The organism is Streptomyces sp. B8-7 (assembly GCF_058833805.1).
In genome coordinates this window covers 505,477-526,655 of sequence record NZ_JBYRRL010000003.1, presented here as the reverse complement: position 1 = coordinate 526,655, position 21,179 = coordinate 505,477, and the positions used below count along the sequence as shown (strand labels likewise).

General features: G+C 74.3%; 12 protein-coding genes and 3 pseudogenes. 8 read left to right on the top strand and 7 right to left on the bottom strand.

The window, feature by feature from the left end; translation table 11 throughout:
* Positions 1-194 precede the first annotated feature (194 nt).
* Positions 195-1,340 carry an NAD(P)/FAD-dependent oxidoreductase gene (locus AC5K6T_RS17475; protein WP_493210073.1) on the bottom strand — a complete coding sequence of 382 codons (1,146 nt, stop codon included), beginning with the start codon at positions 1,338-1,340 and terminating at the stop codon, positions 195-197.
* Between the two features lie 88 nt (positions 1,341-1,428).
* Positions 1,429-2,805, bottom strand: a complete 1,377-nt coding sequence (locus tag AC5K6T_RS17470; protein ID WP_493210071.1) for an aminopeptidase P family protein — start codon at positions 2,803-2,805, stop codon at positions 1,429-1,431.
* A gap of 340 nt (positions 2,806-3,145) precedes the next feature.
* Between AC5K6T_RS17470 and AC5K6T_RS17465 the strand changes: the two genes are divergently transcribed.
* Entirely contained in the window at positions 3,146-5,605 is a 2,460-nt protein-coding gene (locus AC5K6T_RS17465) for a collagenase (RefSeq protein WP_493210820.1), read from the top strand.
* 121 nt (positions 5,606-5,726) lie between these two features.
* Here the strand turns inward: AC5K6T_RS17465 and AC5K6T_RS17460 are convergent, their stop codons facing one another.
* Complete coding sequence (locus AC5K6T_RS17460) at positions 5,727-6,056, bottom strand: antibiotic biosynthesis monooxygenase family protein (RefSeq protein WP_493210069.1); 330 nt, start codon at positions 6,054-6,056, stop codon at positions 5,727-5,729.
* A gap of 318 nt (positions 6,057-6,374) precedes the next feature.
* Here AC5K6T_RS17460 and AC5K6T_RS17455 point away from each other — a divergent pair.
* Positions 6,375-6,554, top strand: a pseudogene (locus AC5K6T_RS17455) (TetR/AcrR family transcriptional regulator C-terminal domain-containing protein); the annotation flags it as partial.
* Positions 6,555-6,647: 93 nt separating this feature from the next.
* On the opposite strand, the gene AC5K6T_RS17450 reads toward AC5K6T_RS17455, so the two are convergent.
* The 3 genes and pseudogenes from AC5K6T_RS17450 to AC5K6T_RS17440 all read right to left on the bottom strand — a co-directional run.
* On the bottom strand, positions 6,648-9,116 hold the full coding sequence (locus AC5K6T_RS17450) for an ABC transporter permease (RefSeq protein ID WP_493210067.1): 2,469 nt from the start codon (positions 9,114-9,116) through the stop codon (positions 6,648-6,650).
* 63 nt (positions 9,117-9,179) lie between these two features.
* Positions 9,180-9,833, bottom strand: a pseudogene (locus tag AC5K6T_RS17445) (ABC transporter ATP-binding protein); the annotation flags it as partial.
* Between the two features lie 239 nt (positions 9,834-10,072).
* Positions 10,073-10,585: pseudogene (locus AC5K6T_RS17440) on the bottom strand (PadR family transcriptional regulator); the annotation flags it as partial.
* 132 nt (positions 10,586-10,717) lie between these two features.
* Between AC5K6T_RS17440 and AC5K6T_RS17435 the strand changes: the two are divergent.
* The 5 genes from AC5K6T_RS17435 (at position 10,718) to AC5K6T_RS17415 (ending at position 17,398) form a co-directional block, all read left to right on the top strand.
* Positions 10,718-11,986 (top strand): ABC transporter substrate-binding protein, encoded by a 1,269-nt coding sequence (locus AC5K6T_RS17435; protein ID WP_493210065.1) that lies wholly within the window; start codon positions 10,718-10,720, stop codon positions 11,984-11,986.
* A 236-nt stretch (positions 11,987-12,222) separates the two neighbouring features.
* A complete protein-coding gene (locus AC5K6T_RS17430) occupies positions 12,223-13,845 on the top strand; it encodes a glycoside hydrolase family 13 protein (protein ID WP_493210064.1) in 1,623 nt (540 codons plus the stop codon).
* Positions 13,846-13,883: 38 nt separating this feature from the next.
* Positions 13,884-15,206, top strand: a complete 1,323-nt coding sequence (locus tag AC5K6T_RS17425; protein WP_493210063.1) for an ABC transporter substrate-binding protein — start codon at positions 13,884-13,886, stop codon at positions 15,204-15,206.
* A gap of 6 nt (positions 15,207-15,212) precedes the next feature.
* Positions 15,213-16,562, top strand: a complete 1,350-nt coding sequence (locus tag AC5K6T_RS17420) for an ABC transporter permease subunit (RefSeq protein WP_493210061.1) — start codon at positions 15,213-15,215, stop codon at positions 16,560-16,562.
* Positions 16,559-17,398 (top strand): carbohydrate ABC transporter permease, encoded by an 840-nt coding sequence (locus tag AC5K6T_RS17415; RefSeq protein ID WP_493210059.1) that lies wholly within the window; start codon positions 16,559-16,561, stop codon positions 17,396-17,398. The genes AC5K6T_RS17420 and AC5K6T_RS17415 overlap by 4 nt, the downstream gene beginning before the upstream one ends.
* A gap of 65 nt (positions 17,399-17,463) precedes the next feature.
* On the opposite strand, the gene AC5K6T_RS17410 is transcribed toward AC5K6T_RS17415, so the two are convergent.
* Entirely contained in the window at positions 17,464-19,221 is a 1,758-nt protein-coding gene (locus AC5K6T_RS17410; protein WP_493210058.1) for a sigma-70 family RNA polymerase sigma factor, read from the bottom strand.
* Between the two features lie 402 nt (positions 19,222-19,623).
* Here AC5K6T_RS17410 and AC5K6T_RS17405 point away from each other — a divergent pair, with 402 nt between their 5' ends.
* Positions 19,624-20,889 carry a YhgE/Pip domain-containing protein gene (locus AC5K6T_RS17405; protein WP_493210056.1) on the top strand — a complete coding sequence of 422 codons (1,266 nt, stop codon included), beginning with the start codon at positions 19,624-19,626 and terminating at the stop codon, positions 20,887-20,889.
* The last annotated feature ends 290 nt before the right edge of the window (positions 20,890-21,179 follow it).

The window sequence follows — 21,179 nt, the reverse complement described above, 5'->3', positions numbered from 1 at the left end:
GGCTCTCGGTTCGGCTCTCGGTCCGGCGGGGTGGGGTTCCGGCCGGTCCGTCCGGACGGCACGGTGGGACCCTTCGGAGGGGCGGACCGGCGGATCGGCCGGCTGGTCGGGCCGGCGGGGCCGGTCGGTCCGTCGGCCGGTCCGGTCCGGCGCAGGGGGCTGCCGGTGGACCGGGGTGGTCGGTCCGGCCGGTCTCATGCGAACCGCTCCGGACCGAACGCACTGATGTCCAGCGGGAGTTGCCCTCCGGTGGCCAGTGCGGCGATCACCTGTCCGGTGGCCGGGGCCAGGCCGATGCCCGCTCCCTCGTGGCCGCAGGCGTGCAGCAGGCCGGGCCGCCGCGGGTCGGTGCCGATGGCGGGCAGATGGTCGGGGAGGTAGGGGCGGAACCCGGCGTAGGTGCGGATGGCGCGTACCGTGCCGAGCACCGGGAACAGCCGTACCGCCTGGGCGGCGAGGCGGGTGAGGGCCGGTACGGACGGGGTGCGGTCGAAGCCGACCCGCTCCCGGCTGGCGCCGATCAGCACCGGACCGGACGGGGTGCCCTCGACGACGGCGGAGGTCTGCAGCGCCGCCGAGTCGCTCGCCACGTCCGCGACGTAGTCCGCCGCGTACACCTTGTGCCGGACCACGCGCGGCAGCGGCTCGGTGACCAGGACGAAGCCCCGCCGGGGGCGTACCGGCAGGTCCACCCCGGCCAGCGCGGCGACCTCACCGCCCCAGCTGCCCGCCGCGTTCACCACGTGCGGCGCGAGCAGGTCCCCGGCGGGGGTCCGTACGCCGCGCACCGCGCCGCCGGGGCGGGTCAGGACGGCGGTGACCGGCTCGCCGAGCCGGAGCCGCACCCGCTCCCCGGCCGCGCGCAGCAGGTGTGCCGCGGCCAGGGCGGGCTGGACCTGGGCGTCCTGCGGGTAGTGCACGGCGCCCGCGAGTCCGGGCGCCAGGTGCGGTTCCCGCTCCGCGAGGCCGTCGGCGGGGACCTCGCACGCGTCGACTCCCGCGGCGCGCTGGCGGGCGGCGAGGTCCCGCAGGGCGTTCAGCGTCCGCTCGCTGTCCGCGACCACCAGGCCCCCTTTGGCCTCGTACTCGACGGCGGCGGGCAGTTCGCGGGCCAGGTCGCGCCACAACCGGCAGGACAGCAGGGCCAGTTCGAGCTCGGGGCCGGGCTCCTTGTCGGAGACCAGGAGGTTTCCCTCACCCGCTCCGGTGGTGCCGCCGGCGACGGGGCCGCGGTCGACGACGGTGACGGACAGGCCGGCGCGGGCGGCGTAGTGGGCGCAGGCTGCGCCGACCACGCCCGCGCCGACCACGATGAGATCCGGGGAGTGTCTCGTGGGCACGTCAGTAATATTTCACATTGCACTGCGCTTGCCAAGGGACTGGCCCGGCCCTGTCACCCGCGGCCCGGTGCGGACCCCGGCGTGCCCCTCACTCCTCCAGCAGCGCCCCCATCCAGGCCTCGACGGCGTCCGGGGTGCGGGGCAGGGCTCCCGACATCAGCCGGGCCCCCTCGGCGGTGACGACCAGGTCGTCCTCGATGCGTACCCCGATGCCGCGCAGTTCGGGGGGCAGGGTCTCGTCGTCGGGCTGGAGGTACAGGCCGGGCTCGACGGTCAGCACCTGACCCTCCGCCAGGACGCCGTCCAGGTAGGCCTCCGCACGGGCCTGGGCGCAGTCGTGCACGTCGAGGCCGAGCATGTGCCCGCTGCTGCACAGGGTGTAGCGCCGGTGGAACTCGCCGTCCGGGCTCTTCAGCACGCCCCACTCGGTGAGGCCCTCGGCGATCACCCGCATGGCGGCCCGGTGGAAGTCACGGAAGAGCGCGCCCGGCCGCAGTGCGGCGATCCCCGCCTCCTGGGCGGCCAGCACCAGCTCGTACACCTGGCGTTGCACGGGGGTGAAGCGGCCGGACAGCGGCAGGGTGCGGGTGATGTCGGACGTGTAGAGGCTGTCGGTCTCCACCCCCGCGTCCAGCAGCAGCAGCTCCCGCGCGTCCAGGGGGCCGTCGTTGCGGATCCAGTGCAGCACGCAGGCGTGGGCGCCGGAGGCCGCGATGGTCTCGTACCCGGTGCCGTTGCCCTCGGCGCGGGCGCGCAGTCCGAACACGCCCTCGATCCACCGCTCTCCGCGCGGATGGGCGAGGGCGCGCGGCAGGGCGCGCACCACGTCCTCGAAGCCGGTCGCGGTGTGGTCGACCGCCCGCTGCAGCTCGGCGACCTCCCAGGCGTCTTTCACCAGCCGCAACTCACTGAGCACGGAAGCCAGTTCGGCGTCGGTGGCGGCGTCGCGGCCGGGCGGGAGCGGCCGGAGGTCGTCGAGGGGGGTGCAGCGGATGCCGGTCATGCGCTCGGCCTCGGCCAGGTCCGGGCGCCGGCCGACCCAGAACTCGCCGTACCGCCGGTCCCGGTAGAAGCCCTGGTCGGTACGGGGCGAGCGGGGGCGCACATACAGGACCGGCTCGTGGGCGTGCGACCCGTCCGGCTCCAGGACCAGGACGTGACCGGCCTGCTCCTCTCCGGTCAGGCCGGTCAGCCAGGCGTAGGCGCTGTGCGGACGGAAGCGGTGGTCGCAGTCGTTGGAGCGCACCCGCAGCTCCCCGGCCGGGATGAGGAGCCGCTCGCCGGGGAAGCGGGCGGACAGCCGGGCGCGGCGGGCCGGGGTGACGTCGGCGGCGGACAGGCGGAGGTCGCCGCCCAGCGGACTGGCCGCCCAGCCGGACGCCATGAACCTCTCCAGGTCCGCGGAGACGGACAGGTCATGGCTGACGGTGCGGGCGGGGGCGGCGGGTGCTGCCGGTTCGTTCACGGGGGCCTCCTCGGCGGTCTGCGTCCGTACGCCGGTCCTGGTCCGTGCCCGGACGCCGGAGCGGTGCGCTTAGGGACGACTGTGGCGGTCTGCGGGCGGATGTCCGGTCCGGATGTGACGGAACGGCGCCAACGACCGGTCGGTGCACGGGGGTTGTCAGTGCAATTTCACATTACTACGTTACGCATCACATGGTGCAGGCCTGTTCCTGCGGCGGTCTCCCGCCGCGCCCGCGCCACGGCGCTCCCCCTTGCTCTCCCTCATCCACCCCACTCCCCAGGAGTCACCGGTGTTCCCATCGAGAACCCCGCACCACTCCCGCGCGCTCGGCTGGCGGCGCATGTCCCTGCTGGCGGCCACGACCGCGCTCGCCGTCGGCCTGACGGGCGTACCGAGCGGCCACGCGGCGCCCCACGCCGCCCCCGCCGCGGCGCCCCACGCCGCCCCCGCCGCGGCGCCCCGCGCCGTCTCCGCTCCCGCCGCGGCGGCCGCGCAGGGCCGCCCCGCCCCGGCCGCTCCCGCCGGCGGACCGGCCGGAGCGGCCCCGGGCGCGGCCGCCGACCGCGACCACGCCGAGCACCTGCCGACGGCGCCGAGCCGGACCGCGGCCCGGGCCACCCCGGCCCCCGGCGGTCACCGGGCCGACGGCCGGGTCCCGGGACCCGCGACCGTCCCCGGTCCGGCCCCCGCAGCCGGCGCGTCCACGGCTGCCCCCCGCACCTCCGGCGCCCGCACGTCCGCCGCGGCCACCACGGCAGCCACCACGGCTCCCTGCACCCTCGACGGTGTGACGGGGCTGCCCCCCAAGGAGTTCGCGGACTTCCTCACCGACCCCGCCGTCACCGTCGGGGGCTGCCTGAACGCACTGGTGTGGACCTGGGACGCCCGCCTCGCCCCCGTGATGTCCGACGCGCACGTCCAGGCGGTGTCCCGGCGGGCCGCCGCCCTGGCCCCGTCCCACGACGGCCGGGGCACCAGCCACCTGCCGGAACTGTTCACCTACCTGCACGCCGTGGCCTACCACGACTTCTCCCGCCCCGAGATCGACATCACCGACGCCCCCACACTCGCCGCGATGCGCCGGGGCATCGACGCCCTCGCCGGCGCGCCCCACACCTTCGACGCCACCCGCAGCAACGCCGAGACCCTCCGCGAAGCCCTCTACGCGGCCGGCGCGCCGGGCCTGCGCCAGTACCAGCTCCCGCTGGTCCAGCGGGTCCTGGACACCATGGGCCCCGGCAGCGCCACCGCCCGGGACGCGTCCTGGGGCGGCGCCGCCCTCGCCGCGCTCGTCCTCAACTACCTGGGCGTCTACCCGGGCAACCGCGACACCGCCTTCCACGACGCCGTGGCCGCCGACGGCACCTATCGCGCCGCGTTCCGCGCCTTCGGCGGACACGCCCATCTCAAGGACGGCCCCAACGCCTGGGCCGCCCGCGACGCCGTCAGCGAGTACGGGCGCTTCGGCCAGATCGACCGGCTGCGCGACGAGACGGTCGCCGGTCTCGGCGGGCTCCTGGACACCACCGCCCGCACCTTCGGCGACCCCAGCGCCCCCTGGGCCAAGGTGGTGGGCTGGCTGATCACCTTCGACGCCTGCACACCCCACCGCGTGTGCCGCGCCGACCTCGAACGCCGCCTGTTCCCCGAGACGTTCGCCTACGACGGCGGCGGCAGCGACGAGGCCCTCACCGTGCGCACCGCCCTGGACCGGTCCGTCGTCGACCAGCTGTACTACGCGAGCAAACAGGTCAGGGCGCAGTTCCACCGGGTGCTGGGCACCCGGGAGCCGCTGGCCGGCGGCACCAACAGCACCCTGACCACCGTGCTGTACGCCTCACGCGCGGACTACGAGGTCTTCCATCCGCTGCTCACCGGCATGGGCACCGACAACGGCGGCATCTACATCGAACGCGGCGCCACCTTCTACACCTACCAGCGGCGCGTCCCGCAGGACTCCTCACTCACCCTGGAGGAACTGTTCCGCCACGAGTACACCCACTACCTCAACGGCCGCTGGGCCGTGCCCGGCCTGTTCGGTGAGGGCCCCTGGTACGAGGGCGACCGCACGACCGCCATGGACGAGGGCACCGCGGAGTTCTTCGCGGGCGCGACCCGCGGCGACGGGGTGCGGGTCCGCCGGTCCCTGGTCCGCAGCATCGTCACGGACACCGCGGGCGGCGGCCCCCGCATGACCGTCGACCAGCTGCTGCACGCCACCTACGACGGCGACGGCTTCCGCTTCTACCCCTACGCGGGCACCTTCTTCAGCTTCCTGTGGTCCGAACACCCCGACCTGCTGCGGGAGATGTACCGGCACCTGCGCGCCGACGACCCCGCGGCCTTCGACGCCTGGCGCGACCGGCTGGGCCGGGACACCTCACTCCAGCGCGGCTACGACGCGTTCCTGGACGAGCAGACCGCACACGTCGACGACCTGTTCGTGCCGGACACCCGGCACGTCGCGCTGCCGGAGCTGGACCCGGCGACCGCCGCAGAGGTGCGCTCCTCCTTCGCCACCGCCACCTACATGACGCCCGCGTGCTCGTCCGGCGGCGCCGCCGACCGGCCGCGGTTCGTCTGCACCGGAAGGATCACCGCGAACCTGGCGGACGCGGGCGACGCGGGCCGGGTGTTCACCGACATGGCGGACACGGTCGACTACTTCATCCTCGAACGCGCCCTCGACGGCGTGACCAACCTCGCCGACATGAACTGCTCCTTCGGCGACGTGGCCGTCTGGTCCACGGGCCGCGCCGGCACCGCGGACTTCCGCTGCGAGGGCCCGCTGCGCCCCTGACGGGCCCCGTCGGCCGCCCGGTCCGGTCGCGTCCCGGACCGGGCGGCCGTGCCCCGGCGCACCCGGCCGCCCGCGCGGCCCGGCGGAGCGCAACACGTCCACGGCGCTCCGGCCCCGCGGATCAGGCGCTCCTGGGGGCGGCCTGCTGGACGACGTCGAACGACCAGAGCGTCGAGCCCGAGGCCGCGGGGCCGGGGCGCTCGCCACCCTCGCCGCCGCCCCGGTGGGCGGCCTGCATGGGGCCGTTCATCCAGGCCTGGAACGACTCCTCGTCGCGCCAGCGGGTGTAGACGAGGTAGTTGTCGGTGCCGTCGACGGGCCGCAGGAGCTCGAACCACTCGAACCCGTCGGAGTTCTCCACGGCGTGGGCGCGGGAGGCGAAACGCCGCTCCAGCGTCTCGCGCTGCTCGGCCGGCACGGTCAGCACGTTGATCTTCACCACACTGGGCACGGGGCACCTCTCGGGTAGCACGGGCCGGGCACCGCGCCCGGCCTTGACGACGTGACTGCAGTCTCCTACACCGGCCGGCCGACGTGCCGTCAGGGCCGCTCTCCGGCCGCGCCGGCCGCGCAGCGCCCCCGCCTCCGGGGCGTCCGTGGCTGCGCTTCCACAGGGTGCGGTGCGCGGCACCCGTCCCCACCCGCGCCGGGTACGCGGCCACGCCCCCGGTGGTCCCGCCCGCCCAGCCCACGTATCCGTCGGGGCGGATCAGGAACGCTCCCGCGCCGTAGACCCGTGCCGCGTCCGCGTCGGCGCGCGCGTCCGGGGGAGCCGCCGCCCGGCGAGCGCCGCGAGGGCTTCGACCTCGCCGAACGCGCCCGGACCCTGGCCGACTTCCCGCTGCCCGCGGCCGCGGGCACCGAGATCTTCGCCGACTGCGACCAGCACTTCACCGAAGGGCTGGAACTCGTGATCGACGGTATCGCCGCGCGCCCTGCCGCCGGCTGACCGCCGCCTGCTGACCCGACCGGTGCCGTAGGCCCGATGGCCGCCCCGCCGGCCGGCCGGTCCCTCGACCGCCGACGGGCTGCACCGGCCCCCTCAGGCAACCGCGCCGAGGGTGTCGGCGAGGCGGCGCCGCGCCGCACGGGCCGCCGGGAGCACCGCGAGGGCGACCGCGCCGAGGACCGCGCCCCCGCCGAGGAGCAGCAACAGGACCGGGGAGGGCCCCTGCGCGATCCCCGCACCGATGCCGCTGGACCTGCCCTGCGCGTCGATCAGCCAGTGCGCCAGCGGCAGACCCAGCGCCATGGCCAGACCCACCGCCGCGAGCGCCGTGCAGCCGGTCGCGCTGACCGTGATCGCGGTGATCTGGCGGGGCGACAGCCCGATGGCCTTCAGCGCGAGCAGATCGCGCTCGGACTCGCGGACCGTGCCGCCGATCGCCGTCAGCAGCTCCACCAGCCCGATCAGCGCCAGGACGGCGATCAGCCCCATGACGACGCCCCGCAGCGGGGACAGCCCGTCGGCCGGGTTGGCCACCGCGTGCACGTCCAGGTGTCCGCCGCCCGCCTCGGCCAGCCGCCCCGCCACCGTGTGCGGGTCGGCCCCCGGTTCCAGGCGGATCTGGTAGAGGGAGGGGCGCAGGCCGGGATCGTCCTCGCGCAGCGTGTCCAGCGTGGTGGAGATGACCCGGCCCGCGTTGTCCGGCTCGATGCCCCGGCCGACGATGTGCAGGATCTGCGGCTGGTCGCCGACCGTCATCCGCACCCAGTCGCCGACCCGGACGTCCAGCAGGTCCAGCAGGCCCTGCCCGGCCACCGCCTCGTCGGGCCCGCGGGCCGCACGGCCCTCCGCCAGGGCGTACGGATAGGGGTCCGGCCCCGTGCCGAGGCCGCGCAGCGCGATGGTCTGGGTCTGGCCCGGCACCAGGGCGGCCACCTCCACCCCCGGATACGCGGCGGCCACCTGCGGGTCCCGCCGCAGCAGGGCCTCGGTGCGCCGCTCGCCGAGGGAACCGTCCGGGTGCACGGTGAGCGCGGCGGGCAGGCCGAACTCCTCCGGCCTGCTGTGGAAGCGGTCGATCGTGGTCCACGCGCTCATCGCCACCACGATCAGCAGCAGCGGCAGCGCCAGCCGGCCCACGGCCGCCGCGGTCCGCGGATGCCGGGCGAACGCCCGGTGCCCGCCCAGCAGCAGCGCGGGCGGCAGCCCGGCCCCGGCCCGGATCACCCCCGCCGCCCGGCCCCGCCCGGCCGGGCCCGCCCCCGCCCGGCTCACGTCCGTGCCGCTCGCGGGCCCGCTCACCCCGCTCACCCCGGCCGGGCCGTCGGCCGCCGCGGAGCGGGAAGCCCGGGTCCACGGCACCCGGATCCGCACCCCCAGCGCCCACCGGGCCACCGCCGGCAGCCGGCCGCCGCGGGCAGCCGCAGGCCGGGGCACCGGAACCGGCGGCACCCGGCCCGCCCGCCAGGCGGCCAGTGACGTCGTCGCGGCGATGAACAGCACCGCCCCGGCCGGCACGGCCAGCAGTGTCACCGGCTGCCCCGGCAGCCCCTGCCACACCCCGACCGCGTCGCCGAGCCGCCCCGGTACGCGGTGCCCGAGCCCCTCGATGAGCGCGGTCGCGGCCACGGCGCCCAGCAGCGCGTAGGCGAGATGCTGCAGCAGGAAGAGCCGTACCACCTGCCCCGGGGTGAAGCCGACGGCCTTGAGGACGGAGATGTCGCGCAGGTGGCCGCGGATACGGGTGGCGATCGCGCCGTGCACCGCGAACCCGGCCGCCAGCAGCGCGCCCAGCCCGAACAGGCCGAGCACCTGGCCGAGCAGCCGGTTGTCGCCCTGGGCCTCCGCCCGCGCCTGCTGCCAGGTGGTGACCTCGCCGATGGCGCCCGCCCCGAGCACGGTGACGGCGCGCTGCACGGCATAGCCGGTGTCGGCCGGATCCTTCAGCCGCAGGCCGATCACCTGCCCGTCGGGCTCGGGCAGCGCCGAGGGCAGGGCCCAGACCAGACCGCGCCGCTCGCCCGGCCGGTACCGAGGCTCGGCGCTGTCGGCGACCCCGGCCACCGTCAGGGTCCGGGACCGGCCGGGCAGAGTGAGCGTGTCACCGGGCTCCGCCAGCAGCGCGCGGGCCAGCCGGGTCTCCAGCACGACACCGTCGGGCGCGGCGGGGTCCAGCCAGTTGCCGGCGGTCAGCAGCGGCCGGCCGGTCTCCGGCCGCTCGGCGGTGCCGCGCAGCTCGACCGCGGCGCGGGCCCCACGCGTGGCGACCGTGACGGAAGCCTCCGGATAGGGGCCTGCGACGGCGTCCACCCCGTCCAGCCCCGACAGCTCAGACAGCTCCGACAGCGTCGGCCCCCTGCCGGCGTCCGCCCCGTCGGTGTGCAGCCACACATGCGCCCCGCTCGCCTGGGTGAACACCCGCTGCCAGGGGTTCGTGGCATAGCCGAACAGGGCGGCGGCCAGCAGCAGCGACACCACGATGCCCGCGGTCGCCAGGACGAGGAAGAGCGCCTCGCCGCGGTGGTTGCGCAAGTCCGAGTGCGCCCAGCGCAGAGTGGCCCGCACGGCCGTCAGCCTCGCTTCCCGGTCCCGCGGGACGTCGCGCCCCCGCCGTCGTACCGCCCCATGTCAGTCCCTGAGCTCCAGCACACCGGAGGCACCCGCCCGGCGCGAGGGCACGCCGCGCAGCTCCGCGTCGTCGGCTATCCGCCCGTCGAAGAAGCTGATCACCCGGTCCGCGGCGCTCGCCAGCCGGGCGTCGTGAGTGACCAGCACAATGGTCTGCCCGCGCTGGTGGAAGCCGGACAGCAGCCGCATCACCTCCCGCGTGCCCTTGCTGTCCAGGCTGCCGGCGGGCTCGTCCGCGAGCAGCAGAGGCGGATGGTTGACCAGGGCACGGGCGAGCGCGACGCGCTGCTGCTCGCCGCCGGACAGCTCGCCGGGCAGGCTGCGCTCCTTGCCGTCCAGGCCGAGCTCGGACAGCAGCCGCTCGCGCGCCGCGCGCGCCCGCTTCGGCGGGACGCCGGCCAGCAGCGCGGGCAGCTCGACGTTGTCGGCGACCGACAGGTTGGAGACCAGGTTGAAGAACTGGAACACGATCCCGATGTGCCGGCGCCGCTCCGCGGCCCAGCGGGCCTCGCTCCAGCCGTCGGCGCAACTGCCGTCCAGCCACACGCTCCCGCCGTCCGGCCGCTGGAGCCCGCCCAGCAGATGCAGCAGGGTCGACTTCCCGGCCCCGGACGGACCCGTGATCGCCACGAACTCGCCCCGCCGCACGCTCAGATCCACACCGCGGACCGCGCGGGCGGGCGCGCCCTCCCCGTGGTGCGTCTTGACCAGGCCCTCGGCGCGCACGACCGGGGCCGCCCCGGACGGCGGCACGTCGGCGGTGCCCTCGGTCGTCACTCCCGTCCCTCCATGTCTTGCAGGTCTTGCATGTCCTGCACGTCCTGCATGTCCTGCACGTCCTGCACGTTCGGCACGTTCTGCAGGTCGTGCAGGTCTCGCAGGTCGTGCAGGTCCTCCAGGCCCTCCAGCTCTTCCTGGCAGCGTTCCAGCCAGTCGAGGTCGGCCTGGAGGTGCAGCATCGCGCCCTCGATGAGCAGGTGCGCGATACGGTTCTCGCGGTCTTCGGCGGCGGCCAGCCGGGACAGCTGGCGCATGCTGTTCAGGTACTGGCGCCGCTGCTTGTTGATCAGAGCGACCTGGTCGGCGAGACCGGTCCGCGGGGCCAGGGCCAGCTTCATGAAGAACTCGTCCCGCACCCGCGGCTCGTCCTCGGGCTCCGCGAACCAGGTGCGCAGCGCCTCGCGCCCGGATTCGGTGAGGTGGTAGACCTTCTTGTTGGGCCGGCTCGACTGCTCGACGTCCTCGCCCTCGATCAGTCCCTGTTTCTCCAGGCGGCCGAGGGTGACATAGATCTGGCCGACGTTCGGCTGAGGGTACGCGGAGCCCAGCAGTTGCTCAAGGCCCTGCTTCAGCTCGTAGCCGTGGGCCGGGCCGCGGGCGAGGAGTGCCAGGAGAGGCAGGCGCACGCGTGCTGTCCTCCCGTCCTGGTGATGTGTGCCAGGCCCTAGTATCGCCCATGCCTAACAGGTATACATGGCCTCTGACGCCGGGCGAGGGTGCCCGGGGCCGGGTGTACGCCGGGGTACAGGGAGGAACCTATGCGGTGGACGCGTGCCGCGGGTAGGGGGCTCCTCGTTCTCGTCGTCGTCCTGACCGGCCATGTCGCCGTCGGCGCGCGGGCGCAGGAAGCCGCCCCGGGCGGACGCGGCCCGCTCACCCTGGCCACGGCCGGGGACCTCACCGGCTACCTCGGCCCGCTGCTGCGGGGCTGGAACCGCACCCATCCCGGCGAGGAGGTCACGCTCGTCGAGCTGCCCGACTCGGCCGACGAGACGCACGCGCAGATGGTCACCGACCTGCGCGGCAGCGGGCGCGGCCGGTTCGACGTGCTCAACATCGACGTCAACTGGACGCCGGAGTTCGCCGCGGCCGGCTGGATACGCCCGCTGGAACCGGACCGGTTCCCGCTCGGCACGTTCCTGCCGCCCGTGGTCGACACCGCGACCTACGACGGGCGGCTGTACGCGGTCCCCTACGTCACCAACGCCGGCCTGCTGCTGTACCGCAAGGACATCCTCGACAAGGAGGGCCTGGATCCGCCGCGCACCTGGGCCGAGCTGGAGCACGACGCCGAGACGCTCGCCCCGGAGTACGGGCTCGACGGCTATGCCGGCCAGTTCCTGCCCTACGAGGGCCTGACCGTGAACGCGGCCGAGGCGGTCTACTCCGCGGGCGGCTCGATCCTCGGCGACGAGGGGTCGCGGGTCACGGTGGACTCGGCGGCCGCCCGCGAGGGCGTCGGCTTCCTGGCCCGCGGCGTCCGCGAGGGCTGGATCCCCGAGGAGGCGCTGACGTACAAGGAGGAGGAGTCCAAGCAGGCCTTCCGGGACGGCCGCCTGCTCTTCCTGCGGAACTGGCCGTACGCGTACGTCGCCGCGTCCGCCGACGGGTCGCCGGTCGCCGGACGGATCGGGGCCGTGCCGCTGCCCGGCCCGGACGGGCCCGGCACGAGCGTCCTGGGCGGTTCGAACCTGGCCGTCAGCGCCACCGCGCGCCATCCCGGCACGGCCGCGCGCCTGATCTCCTATCTCACCAGCGAACGCGTCCAGCGCCAGGTCCTCACCCGGGGCGCGCTGCCGCCGGTACGGGCCGACCTGTACGAGGACCCCGAGCTGATCAGCCGGTTCCCCTATCTGCCGACCCTGCGCGAGAGCGTGCTGGCGGCCGCGCCCCGGCCCAAGAGCCCGCGCTACGACCAGGTCAGCCTGGCCGTGCAGGCGGTCGTGCAGGACGCGATGACCGGACGCCAGACCCCCGAGGCGGCCGTGCGCCGGCTGGCGCGCGAACTCGGCTCCATCGCCCGCTGACCCCCGGACGGCGGCCCGCCGAGGCCGCCGCGCCCGGCCCGCCGTCCGCCGCCGACGGTGCCCGGCGCTCCCCGCGGTCCGGTCCGGCGCCCTGATCCTAGTTACATGTTAGGTAACGCCAGGGTCTCATCATGGCGCGTGGTGGTCTGATTTTTCCTGACTTCATCACCCAACTCGGTAGTAGCTTGTGACCTGTTCATTGACACCTCTCGGAAACCGCTACTTAACATGCATGCATGTTGAGTAAGTACCGCTGGTGGCGGGACGCGGTGATCTACCAGGTCTACGTCCGCAGCTTCCTGGACAGCACGGGCGACGGCGTCGGCGACCTCGCCGGGGTCCGGGCCGGGCTGCCGTACCTGAAGAAGCTGGGCGTCGACGGGATCTGGCTGAGCCCCTTCTACCCTTCGCCGCAGCACGACCACGGCTACGACGTCGCCGGCTACTGCGACGTCGACCCGCTCTTCGGCGACCTCGCCGAGTTCGACCTGCTGGTGCGGGCCGCCCACCGGCTCGGCATCAGGGTGCTCCTGGACATCGTGCCCAACCACTGCTCCAGCGAGCACCCGTGGTTCCGCGAGGCCCTGCGCGCCGCGCCCGGCAGCCCGGCCCGGGCCCGCTTCCACTTCGCCGACGGCCGCGGGCCCGACGGCGCCGAGCCGCCCAACAACTGGCACGCCATGTTCGGCGGCCCGGCCTGGACCCGTGTCGACGACGGCCAGTGGTACCTGCACATGTTCACCCCCGAGCAGCCCGACTGGAACTGGCGCGACGCCCGCGTCCCCGCGGAGTTCGAGCGCGTCCTGCGCTTCTGGCTGGACCGGGGCGTCGACGGTTTCCGCATCGACGTCGCCGCCGGCCTCTACAAGCACCCGGACCTGCCCGACTCCGACGACCCCGAGGCCGACGCCCGCACCCGTGACTCGGTCAACCAGCTGGCCTGGAACCAGCCCGAGGTGCACCACGTCTGGCGCCGCTGGCGCGCCGTGTGCGAGGAGTACACCGCCCGCGACGGCCGCGAACGCCTCCTCGTCGGCGAGGTGTCCGTGCCCACCGCCCGCGAGCACGCCCGCTACGTCCGCCCCGACGAACTCCACCAGGCCTTCTTCTTCGACCTGCTCAGCGCGCCCTGGGACGACGACGCCTTCCGCAAGGTCATCTCCGAGGCCATGGAGGACATCGCGGGCACCGGATCGACCGTCACCTGGGTCCTCAACAACCACGACCAGGTCCGCACCGTCACCCGCTACGGCGAACCCGCCCCCGGGGGCAGCGGCCTGGGTGCCGCCCGCGCCCGCGCCGCCGCGCTGCTGATGCTGGCGCTGCCCGGAGCCGCGTACATCTACCAGGGCGAGGAACTCGGCCTGCCCGAGGTCGTCGACCTGCCCGACGACGTGCTCACCGACCCGATCTTCCGGCGCACCGGCGACCGCGCCCGGATCCGCGACGGCTGCCGGGTGCCGCTGCCCTGGTCCGGTCAGGCCTCCCCGTTCGGCTTCACCTCCGGCACCGAGGGCGCCAGGCCGTGGCTGCCGCAGCCGGACTACTTCGCCGAGCACGCCACCGACCGCGCGCTGGCCGACACCCGCTCGTTCTGGCACCTGTACCGCGACGGTCTGCACCTGCGGTCCGCCCTGCCCCAGCTCGGCGAGGGCACCCTCAGCTGGCTCGACACCCCGCCCGGGGTGCTGGCCTTCACCCGTGGCGACGGGCTGGTGTGCGCCGTCAACTTCGGCACCGCCTCCGTCCCCGCGCCGGTCCCCGGCGCCCCCCTGCTGTCCAGCGGCCCCTGTCCGGCCGGGGAACTCCCCGGCTCGACCGCGGCCTGGTGGATCGACGACCAGTCGCCGAACGCCTGACTCCCACCGAACACCCGTACTGCGAAAGGACATCGACGATGATGCGACGCACCACCCTGCTCACCGGCTGCACCGCCCTGGTCCTCGCCCTCGGAGCGACCGCCTGCGGAGGCGGCGACGTCTCCGCAGGCGGCGGCGACAAGGCGCTGAGCGGCACCACCCTCACCGTGGCCGGCGTCTGGACCGGCAACGAGCAGAAGAACTTCCAGAAGGTGCTCGACGCGTTCACCGCCGAGACCGGCGCCAAGACGCAGTTCGTGTCCACCGGCGACAACCTCTCCACCGTCGTCGGCAGCAAGATCGAGGGCGGCAACGCCCCCGACGTGGTGATGGTCCCGCAGGTCGGCGTGTTGCAGCAGTTCGCCGAGAGCGGCTGGCTGACCCCGCTGTCGGACACCGTCACCCGGTCCGTGGACGACAACTTCGCACCCGTGTGGAAGAACTACGGCAGCGTGGACGGCAGCCTCTACGGCCTCTACTTCAAGGCCGCCCACAAGTCGACCGTCTGGTACAGCCCCGACGCCCTGGAGCAGGCCGGTGTCGCCCAGCCCTCGACGTTCGCCGAGATGGTGCAGGCCGGGCGGACCGTCGCCGACTCCGGGCTCGCCGCGTTCGCCGTCGCCGGACAGGACGGGTGGACCCTCACCGACTGGTTCGAGAACGTCTACCTCTCCCAGGCCGGACCCGACAAGTACGACGCCCTGGCCGCCCACGAACTGAAGTGGACGGACACCTCCGTGGTGAAGGCGCTGACCACGCTCGGCGAGCTGTTCAAGGACAAGCAGCTGATCGCGGGCGGCCAGAAGGGTGCCCTCAACACCGACTTCCCCGGCTCGGTGGAGAAGGTCTTCGGCCCCGAGCCCGAGGCCGCCATGGTCTACGAGGGCGACTTCGTGGGCGGCGTCGCCAAGGACCAGTTCGGCCGGAAGATCGGCGAGGACGCGAGGTTCTACCCGTTCCCCTCGGTCGACGGCGGATCCGCCCCCGTGGTCAGCGGCGGCGACGCGGCCGTGGTCCTCAAGGACGGCAAGAACGCCGAGGCCGCCATGGCCCTCGTGGAGTACCTCGCCACCCCCGAGGCCGCGGCCGTGTGGGCCGAGGCGGGCGGCTTCCTGTCCCCGAACAAGAAGCTCGACCCCGGCGCCTACACCGACGTCACCACCCGGGCCACCGCCAAGTCCCTGGTCGCGGCGGCCGACTCGGTCCGCTTCGACATGTCCGACCAGGCCCCCGCGGCCTTCGGCGGCACCAAGGGCGCCGGCGAGTGGAAGATCCTCCAGGACTTCCTGCGCGACCCCTCCGACCCCCGGGGGACCGCCGCCGACCTGGAGGCCGCCGCGGCCAAGGCCTACAAGGACTGACCGGAGATGACCGCCACGCTCGTGAAACGGACGAGCCCCCCGGCCGCCGCCGGTGCCGGACCCACCCGGCGCCCGCGGCGGCGCGGACGGATCACCGCACTGCTCTTCGTGCTGCCGGCCCTGCTCCTGCTGGGCGCGCTCGTCGTCTACCCCGTCCTGTTCTCCGTCGGCCGCAGCCTCTTCGACGCCTCCGGCACCCGCTTCGTCGGCGCCGGGAACTACACGGAGATGTTCCGCGACCCGGCCACCCTCAAAGCCGTGCGCAACACGGCGATCTGGGTCGTCGTCGCCCCCGCCCTGCTGACCGGACTCGGCCTGGTCCTCGCCGTACTGGTGGAGAAGATCCGCTGGGCCACCGCCTTCAAACTGCTGCTGTTCATGCCGATGGCGGTGTCCTTCCTCGCGGCCGGCATCATCTTCCGTCTCGCCTACGACGAGGACCCGGACAAGGGCGTGCTGAACGCGGTCGCCGTCTCGGTGCACGACGCGTTCACCGGGACCTCCGCCTACCCCACCGCCCGCGCCCGCGACGGACAGGGACTCACCGGGAGCCCGGACGGCGCCTGGCGGACCACCGCCACCGTGGCTCCCGGCGGCACGGCGGCCCTCGGCCTGGTCGGCGTCGCCCCCGGGGACCTGCCCGCCGACGCCGCGCCCGCCCGGCCCGCCACGGCCGCGCCCGGCGCCCTGAGCGGTGTCGTCTACCTGGACTTCACCCCCGGCGGAGGCGGCCGGCCGGGCCGGATCGACCCGCAGGAGAGCGGGCTGCCCGGGATCCGCGTCGAGGCCGTCCGCGACGGCCGGACGGCCGCCTCGGCGACCACCGCGTCCGACGGCACCTTCCGCCTCGACGGCCTGCCCGACGGCGCCTACACCCTCCGCCTGCCCGCGGCCAACTTCGCCGCGCCCTACGAGGGCGTGTCCTGGCTCGGCCCCGCGCTGGTCACCCCGGCGATCATCGGCGCCTACCTGTGGATCTGGACCGGCTTCGCCATGGTCCTGATCGGCGCGGGCCTGTCCACCCTGCCGCGGGACGCCCTGGAGGCGGCCCGGATCGACGGCGCGAACGAGTGGCAGATCTTCCGGCGTATCACCGTCCCGCTGCTGGCGCCGGTGCTGACGGTCGTCTTCGTCACCCTCGTGATCAACGTGATGAAGGTGTTCGACCTCGTCTACATCATCGCGCCCGGACCCGTGCAGGAGGACGCGACCGTGCTCGCGACGCAGATGTGGCTGGTGTCCTTCGGCGGCGGCAACGACCAGGGACTGGGCAGTGCGCTCGGCGTGCTGCTCCTGCTGCTGGTGGTGCCGGCGATGGTCTTCAACGTACGCCGCTTCCGAAGGAGCCAGCGATGAGCACCGTCCGCCGCTACCTGGGCAGCGGGATCGTCCAGGCCTTCCTCGTCGTCATCGGCCTGGTCTGGATGACACCGCTGGCCGGGCTGCTCGTGTCGTCGCTGCGCTCCGCCGAGGACACCGCGCGCGGTGGCTGGTGGACGGCGCTGACCAGCCCCGGCCGGCTGTCCCTCGACAACTACTCGGCACTGCTGGAGAACGCGGGCATCACCCGCGCGTTCTGGAACACCGTACTGATCTCGGTGCCCGCCACCGTGCTGGTCGTGGTGATCGCCGCCCTCGCCGGATACGCCTTCGCCTGGCTGGACTTCCCCGGCCGTGACGCCGTGTTCCTGCTGGTGGTCGCGCTGCTGGTGGTGCCGGTGCAGATCGGGCTGCTGCCGGTGGCCAAACTCTTCGGGCAGCTCGGCCTGTTCGGCACCATCCCGGGCGTGGTCCTCTTCCACGTCGCCTACGGGCTGCCGTTCGCGGTGTTCCTGCTGCGCAACTACTTCGCCGAGATCCCGAAGGAGATGCTGGAGGCCGCCCGCATGGACGGCGGCGGCGAGTGGCGCATCTTCACCCGGCTGGTCCTGCCCGTCGCCCGGCCCGCCCTGGCCAGTCTGGCCATCTTCCAGTTCCTGTGGGTGTGGAACGACATGCTCGTGGCGCTGCTGTTCGCGGACAGCTCCTCGCAGCCCCTGACCGTGCAACTCCAGTCGCAGATACGCCAGTTCGGCAGCAACATCGACGTCCTGGCGCCCGGCGCGTTCCTGTCGCTGATCGTCCCGGTCGCGGTGTTCTTCGCCTTCCAGCGGCACTTCGTGCAGGGGGTGATGGCGGGCTCCGTGAAGTAGGGAGCCGGGCGGCCGGCCCCCGTGGGGGCGGGGCCGGCCGCCGTTCTCCCCTCAGCCGCCCGCGGTCACAGGGCGGTCGCGAAGACCTGCGTCCACCACGGCCCGCCCGCACCCTCGCGCAGGCCGAGCCCGGTCTCCTTCACCGAGCAGTTGAGGATGTTCGCCCGGTGGCCGGGGCTGTTCATCCACGCCTCCATCACCTGGTCCGCGTTCTGCTGGCCGCGGGCGATGTTCTCGCCGTAGGTGCTCCAGCGGTAGCCCGCCGCGGTGATCCGGTCGCCGGGGTCCTGGCCGTCGGGGTTGGTGTGGTCGAAGAAGCCGCGCGCCGCCATGTCGTCGGAGTGGCGCTGCGCGGCGGTGTCCAGCGTGCTGTTCTGCGTGACCGGGGAGCATCCCGCCTTCGCCCGCTCGGCGTTGACCAGTGCGAGCACCTGACCGGCGACGGAGCTCGGGGGCGCCGCCGGGGCGGCCGCGGCCTTGGTCGTGGGCGGTGCGGGCGCGGGGCGCGCGGTGGTGCGGCGCGGAGTGGGGGTGGGGGTCGGCTTCGGGGTGGGCTTCGCCGAGGCGGACGTGCTGCTGCTGGGCGACGCCGACGGGCTGGGCGACGGCGAGGACGACGTCGAGGGGGACGCCGAGGGGGCGGCCGAGGAGCGGCTCGGCCCGGGTACCGCCAGCGTGGTGCTGTCGGGAGTGTCGTCCGAGGCCAGGGGCGGCCGCGACTCGTCGGCGTCGCCGGGTATCAGCAGGGCTGCGCTGCCGCCGGCCGCGACCAGTGCCGCGAGCGCGGCCACCGCGACCCGCCGCCGGCGCCGGCGCAGGCTGCGACGCTGCGCCAGCCGGCTCCCCGCCCCGCCCGACGCCCCGCCCGACGCCTCGTCCGGCCCCCCGTCCGGCGCCGGGCCGGAGTCGCTCCGCGCCGCGAACCGGTCGCCGTCGGACGCCACCGGCTCACCGCCGGGTATGAGCGGATCGCTCCCGGACATCAGCGGGTCTCCGTACGCGCCGGCGGCCTGTGCCTGCGCGGCCAGCTCCACGTACTCCTCCGGAGCGACGGCGGCCAGCCCCGCGCCGAGGGGCACCAGGGCCAGGCCGACGAGCAGACCCTCCGCGGGGGCCAGTCCGGCTCCGAGGCCGCCGCACACGGTGCAGTCACGGGTGTGCCGGGTGAGCCGCTTGCGCCACAGCGCCGACGGCACGCCGTCCCAGGACGCCACCGCGTCCGCCAGCAGCACGCACCGCGGCGCGGCCGACAGCGCCCGCACCACGACCCGGGCCGCCTCCAGCCGCTCCTTCATGCGCTGCACGCGCACGGCCGTGTGCTGCGGGGACAGCTCCAGCGCGGACGCCACCTCGGCCCGGGTCAGCCGGCCGGCGGCCTCCTGCCACCACAGCGACAGCAGGGCCCGGTCCTCGGGGTCCAGCCAGCGGGCGGCCTCGGCGACCTCGCGGCGCTGCCCGGACAGACCGAGCCGCAGGATGGCGAGGCTCTCGAAGTCGGCGCCCGGGTCGGGGACGTCGTACGCCTCGTGCAGCCCCTGGGCGGCCTGGGCGGTGCTGCGGTCCTGGCGGTGGCTGCGGACGCGGTTCATCGCGATGGCGACCACCCAGGGGCGGAAGCCTTCGGGGTTGCGCAGCGAATCCAGCCCGCCCAGCGCGCGGATCATGGTCTCCTGCACGATGTCGTCGGCATCGGCGTGCCCGTCCATGGCCCGGCCGACGATGTTGTGGACCAGCGGCAGGTAGACCGCGACGAGCTCCTGCTGGGCTCTCCGGTCCCCCCGCTGAGCCGCCTTCACCAGCGCCGCTTCGCCTTGGGTGCTCACGCTACGACCACTCTCTTCCTCGCTCGTCCCCGCGCGGCGGCGCATGCCGCACGCGGTCCGTCACAGGGGAGACCCTGCGACGGCCGGCGGAATAACACAAACCTTCGCGGGGAAGAGTGACTCTTCTCCCTGTCCGCCGGCGCCGGGCGTACCCGCCCGGACTCCCAGGAGGTACGGACGAGGGAGCGTGGCCGATCAACGCCCGTGCCAGATGGCGGAAATGCGCCGGCCCAAATCGGTACCAACGGGTGTGACCAGGTAAAAAATCTGTGTATCGGCATGGTTGAGTACGTGTCAGCAGAAAGGGGTCCGTCCCGTACCGGGCCTGCGTGCGAAGTGCCCGGGATGTCCCTCGTGGCGTCAATGCCGGGTTCATGCGGGGTGGGCGCAGAGGATGGCGGCATGACCTCCGCGACCCCCCAGCGCGCCCGCACCCTGGTCCGGCGCGCCCGACTCTGGCTCGTGCCGACCGTCCTGAGCGGACTGGTGGCCCTGGTGCTGTCGCTGCTCTACATGGGCGGCATCCTCGACCCGAGCGGCAACCTCGACGGACTGCCCGTCGCGGTCGTCAACGAGGACCAGAGCCGGCCGCTGCCGGGTCAGCGCCAGAACCTGGGGACGCAGATCACCGCGTCCGTGACCGCTTCCGAGGCAGCCGCCGGCGTCAGCTGGCGGGTCCTCGACCGCTCCGAGGCGGACGACCGGTTCGCCACGGGAAAGATCTACGGTGCCCTGGTCGTGCCGCGTGGCTTCACCGCGTCGGTCGCGGCCCTGGCCACCTCGGACGCCGCCGAGCGGCCCGCCCTCACCGTGCTCACCAATCCCGGGATGGGCAGTCTGGGCTCCTCGCTGGCCTCGCAGATCAACCAGAGCGCCGCGCACCGCGCCTCCCTGGACATCGGCAGGCAGCTCACCGCCACCGCGTCCGGAGCCGACGCCACCACCCGCGCCCTGCTGGCCGACCCCGTCGGCGTCACCGTGCGGCCCGGCCATCCGATCGGCCGGCACAGCGGGCTGGGCCTCAGTGCCTTCTACTACACGCTGCTGCTCGTCCTGTCCGGCTTCATCAGCGCGAACGTCGTGCACACGGGCATCGACACCGCTCTCGGATACGCCGACAGCGAGCTCGGGCCCTGGCACACACGGCGCCCCACGGTGCCGGTCGACCGCACCCAGACGCTCGTCCTGAAGATGCTGATGACCGCCGGGGTGTCCCTGCTGACGACCACGCTCGTCATGGTGGCGACCATCGGCATCCTGGGCATGGACGCCCCGCACGTACCCCTGCTGTGGATCTTCTCCTACTGCGCCGTCGTCGCCGTCGGCCTGGGCGTGCAGGCCATCAACGCCGCCTTCGGCGGGATCGGCCAACTGGTGTCCATGTTCGTCTTCATCGCGCTGGCCCTGCCGTCCTCCGGGGCGACCGTCCCGCTGGAGGCGACCCCCGGCTTCTACCGCTTCCTCGGCGCCTTCGAGCCGATGCGGCAGCTCACCGACGGAGTGCGGGCCATCCTGTTCTTCGACGCCCGCGCCGACGCCGGCCTCGCCCGCGCCTGGGGAATGATCGGGCTGGGCTTCGCCGGCGCGCTCGTCTTCGGCCTGGCGATGACCCGCTACTACGACCGCAAGGGCCTGGCCCGCCTCACCCCGCAGCCCGCGCCCGCCTGACCGGTCCGCCGACGGCCCCGCGTGCGCGGCTCGACGGGTGCCGTACCGCGCCGCTTCCGGCGGGACGCCGGGCGTGTAGCGGCAGGGGCGTCGTCCGCCCGGAGGGCGGGGCCCGCGGCGTCCGGTGCCGGGGGTGTCTCCCACACCCTTGCGGCAGTGGGGGAGCAGCGCACGGCAGAGGGCCGTCCGGGTACCGGGCGTACGCGGACGGCCCCGGCAGCACGGCGAGGTGCCGTGGCAGCCGTCGCGGGCCGGGCGGGACTCTCGCAGCACGCCCCTGAGGCGTGTTT

Coding starts and splice junctions, on each gene's coding strand:
- AC5K6T_RS17415 (WP_493210059.1), top strand. CDS start 16,559: ATGAGCACCGTCCGCCGCTACCTGGGCAGCGGGATCGTCCAGGCCTTC.
- AC5K6T_RS17465 (WP_493210820.1), top strand. CDS start 3,146: ATGTCCCTGCTGGCGGCCACGACCGCGCTCGCCGTCGGCCTGACGGGC.
- AC5K6T_RS17430 (WP_493210064.1), top strand. CDS start 12,223: ATGTTGAGTAAGTACCGCTGGTGGCGGGACGCGGTGATCTACCAGGTC.
- AC5K6T_RS17405 (WP_493210056.1), top strand. CDS start 19,624: ATGACCTCCGCGACCCCCCAGCGCGCCCGCACCCTGGTCCGGCGCGCC.
- AC5K6T_RS17425 (WP_493210063.1), top strand. CDS start 13,884: ATGATGCGACGCACCACCCTGCTCACCGGCTGCACCGCCCTGGTCCTC.
- AC5K6T_RS17420 (WP_493210061.1), top strand. CDS start 15,213: ATGACCGCCACGCTCGTGAAACGGACGAGCCCCCCGGCCGCCGCCGGT.
- AC5K6T_RS17435 (WP_493210065.1), top strand. CDS start 10,718: ATGCGGTGGACGCGTGCCGCGGGTAGGGGGCTCCTCGTTCTCGTCGTC.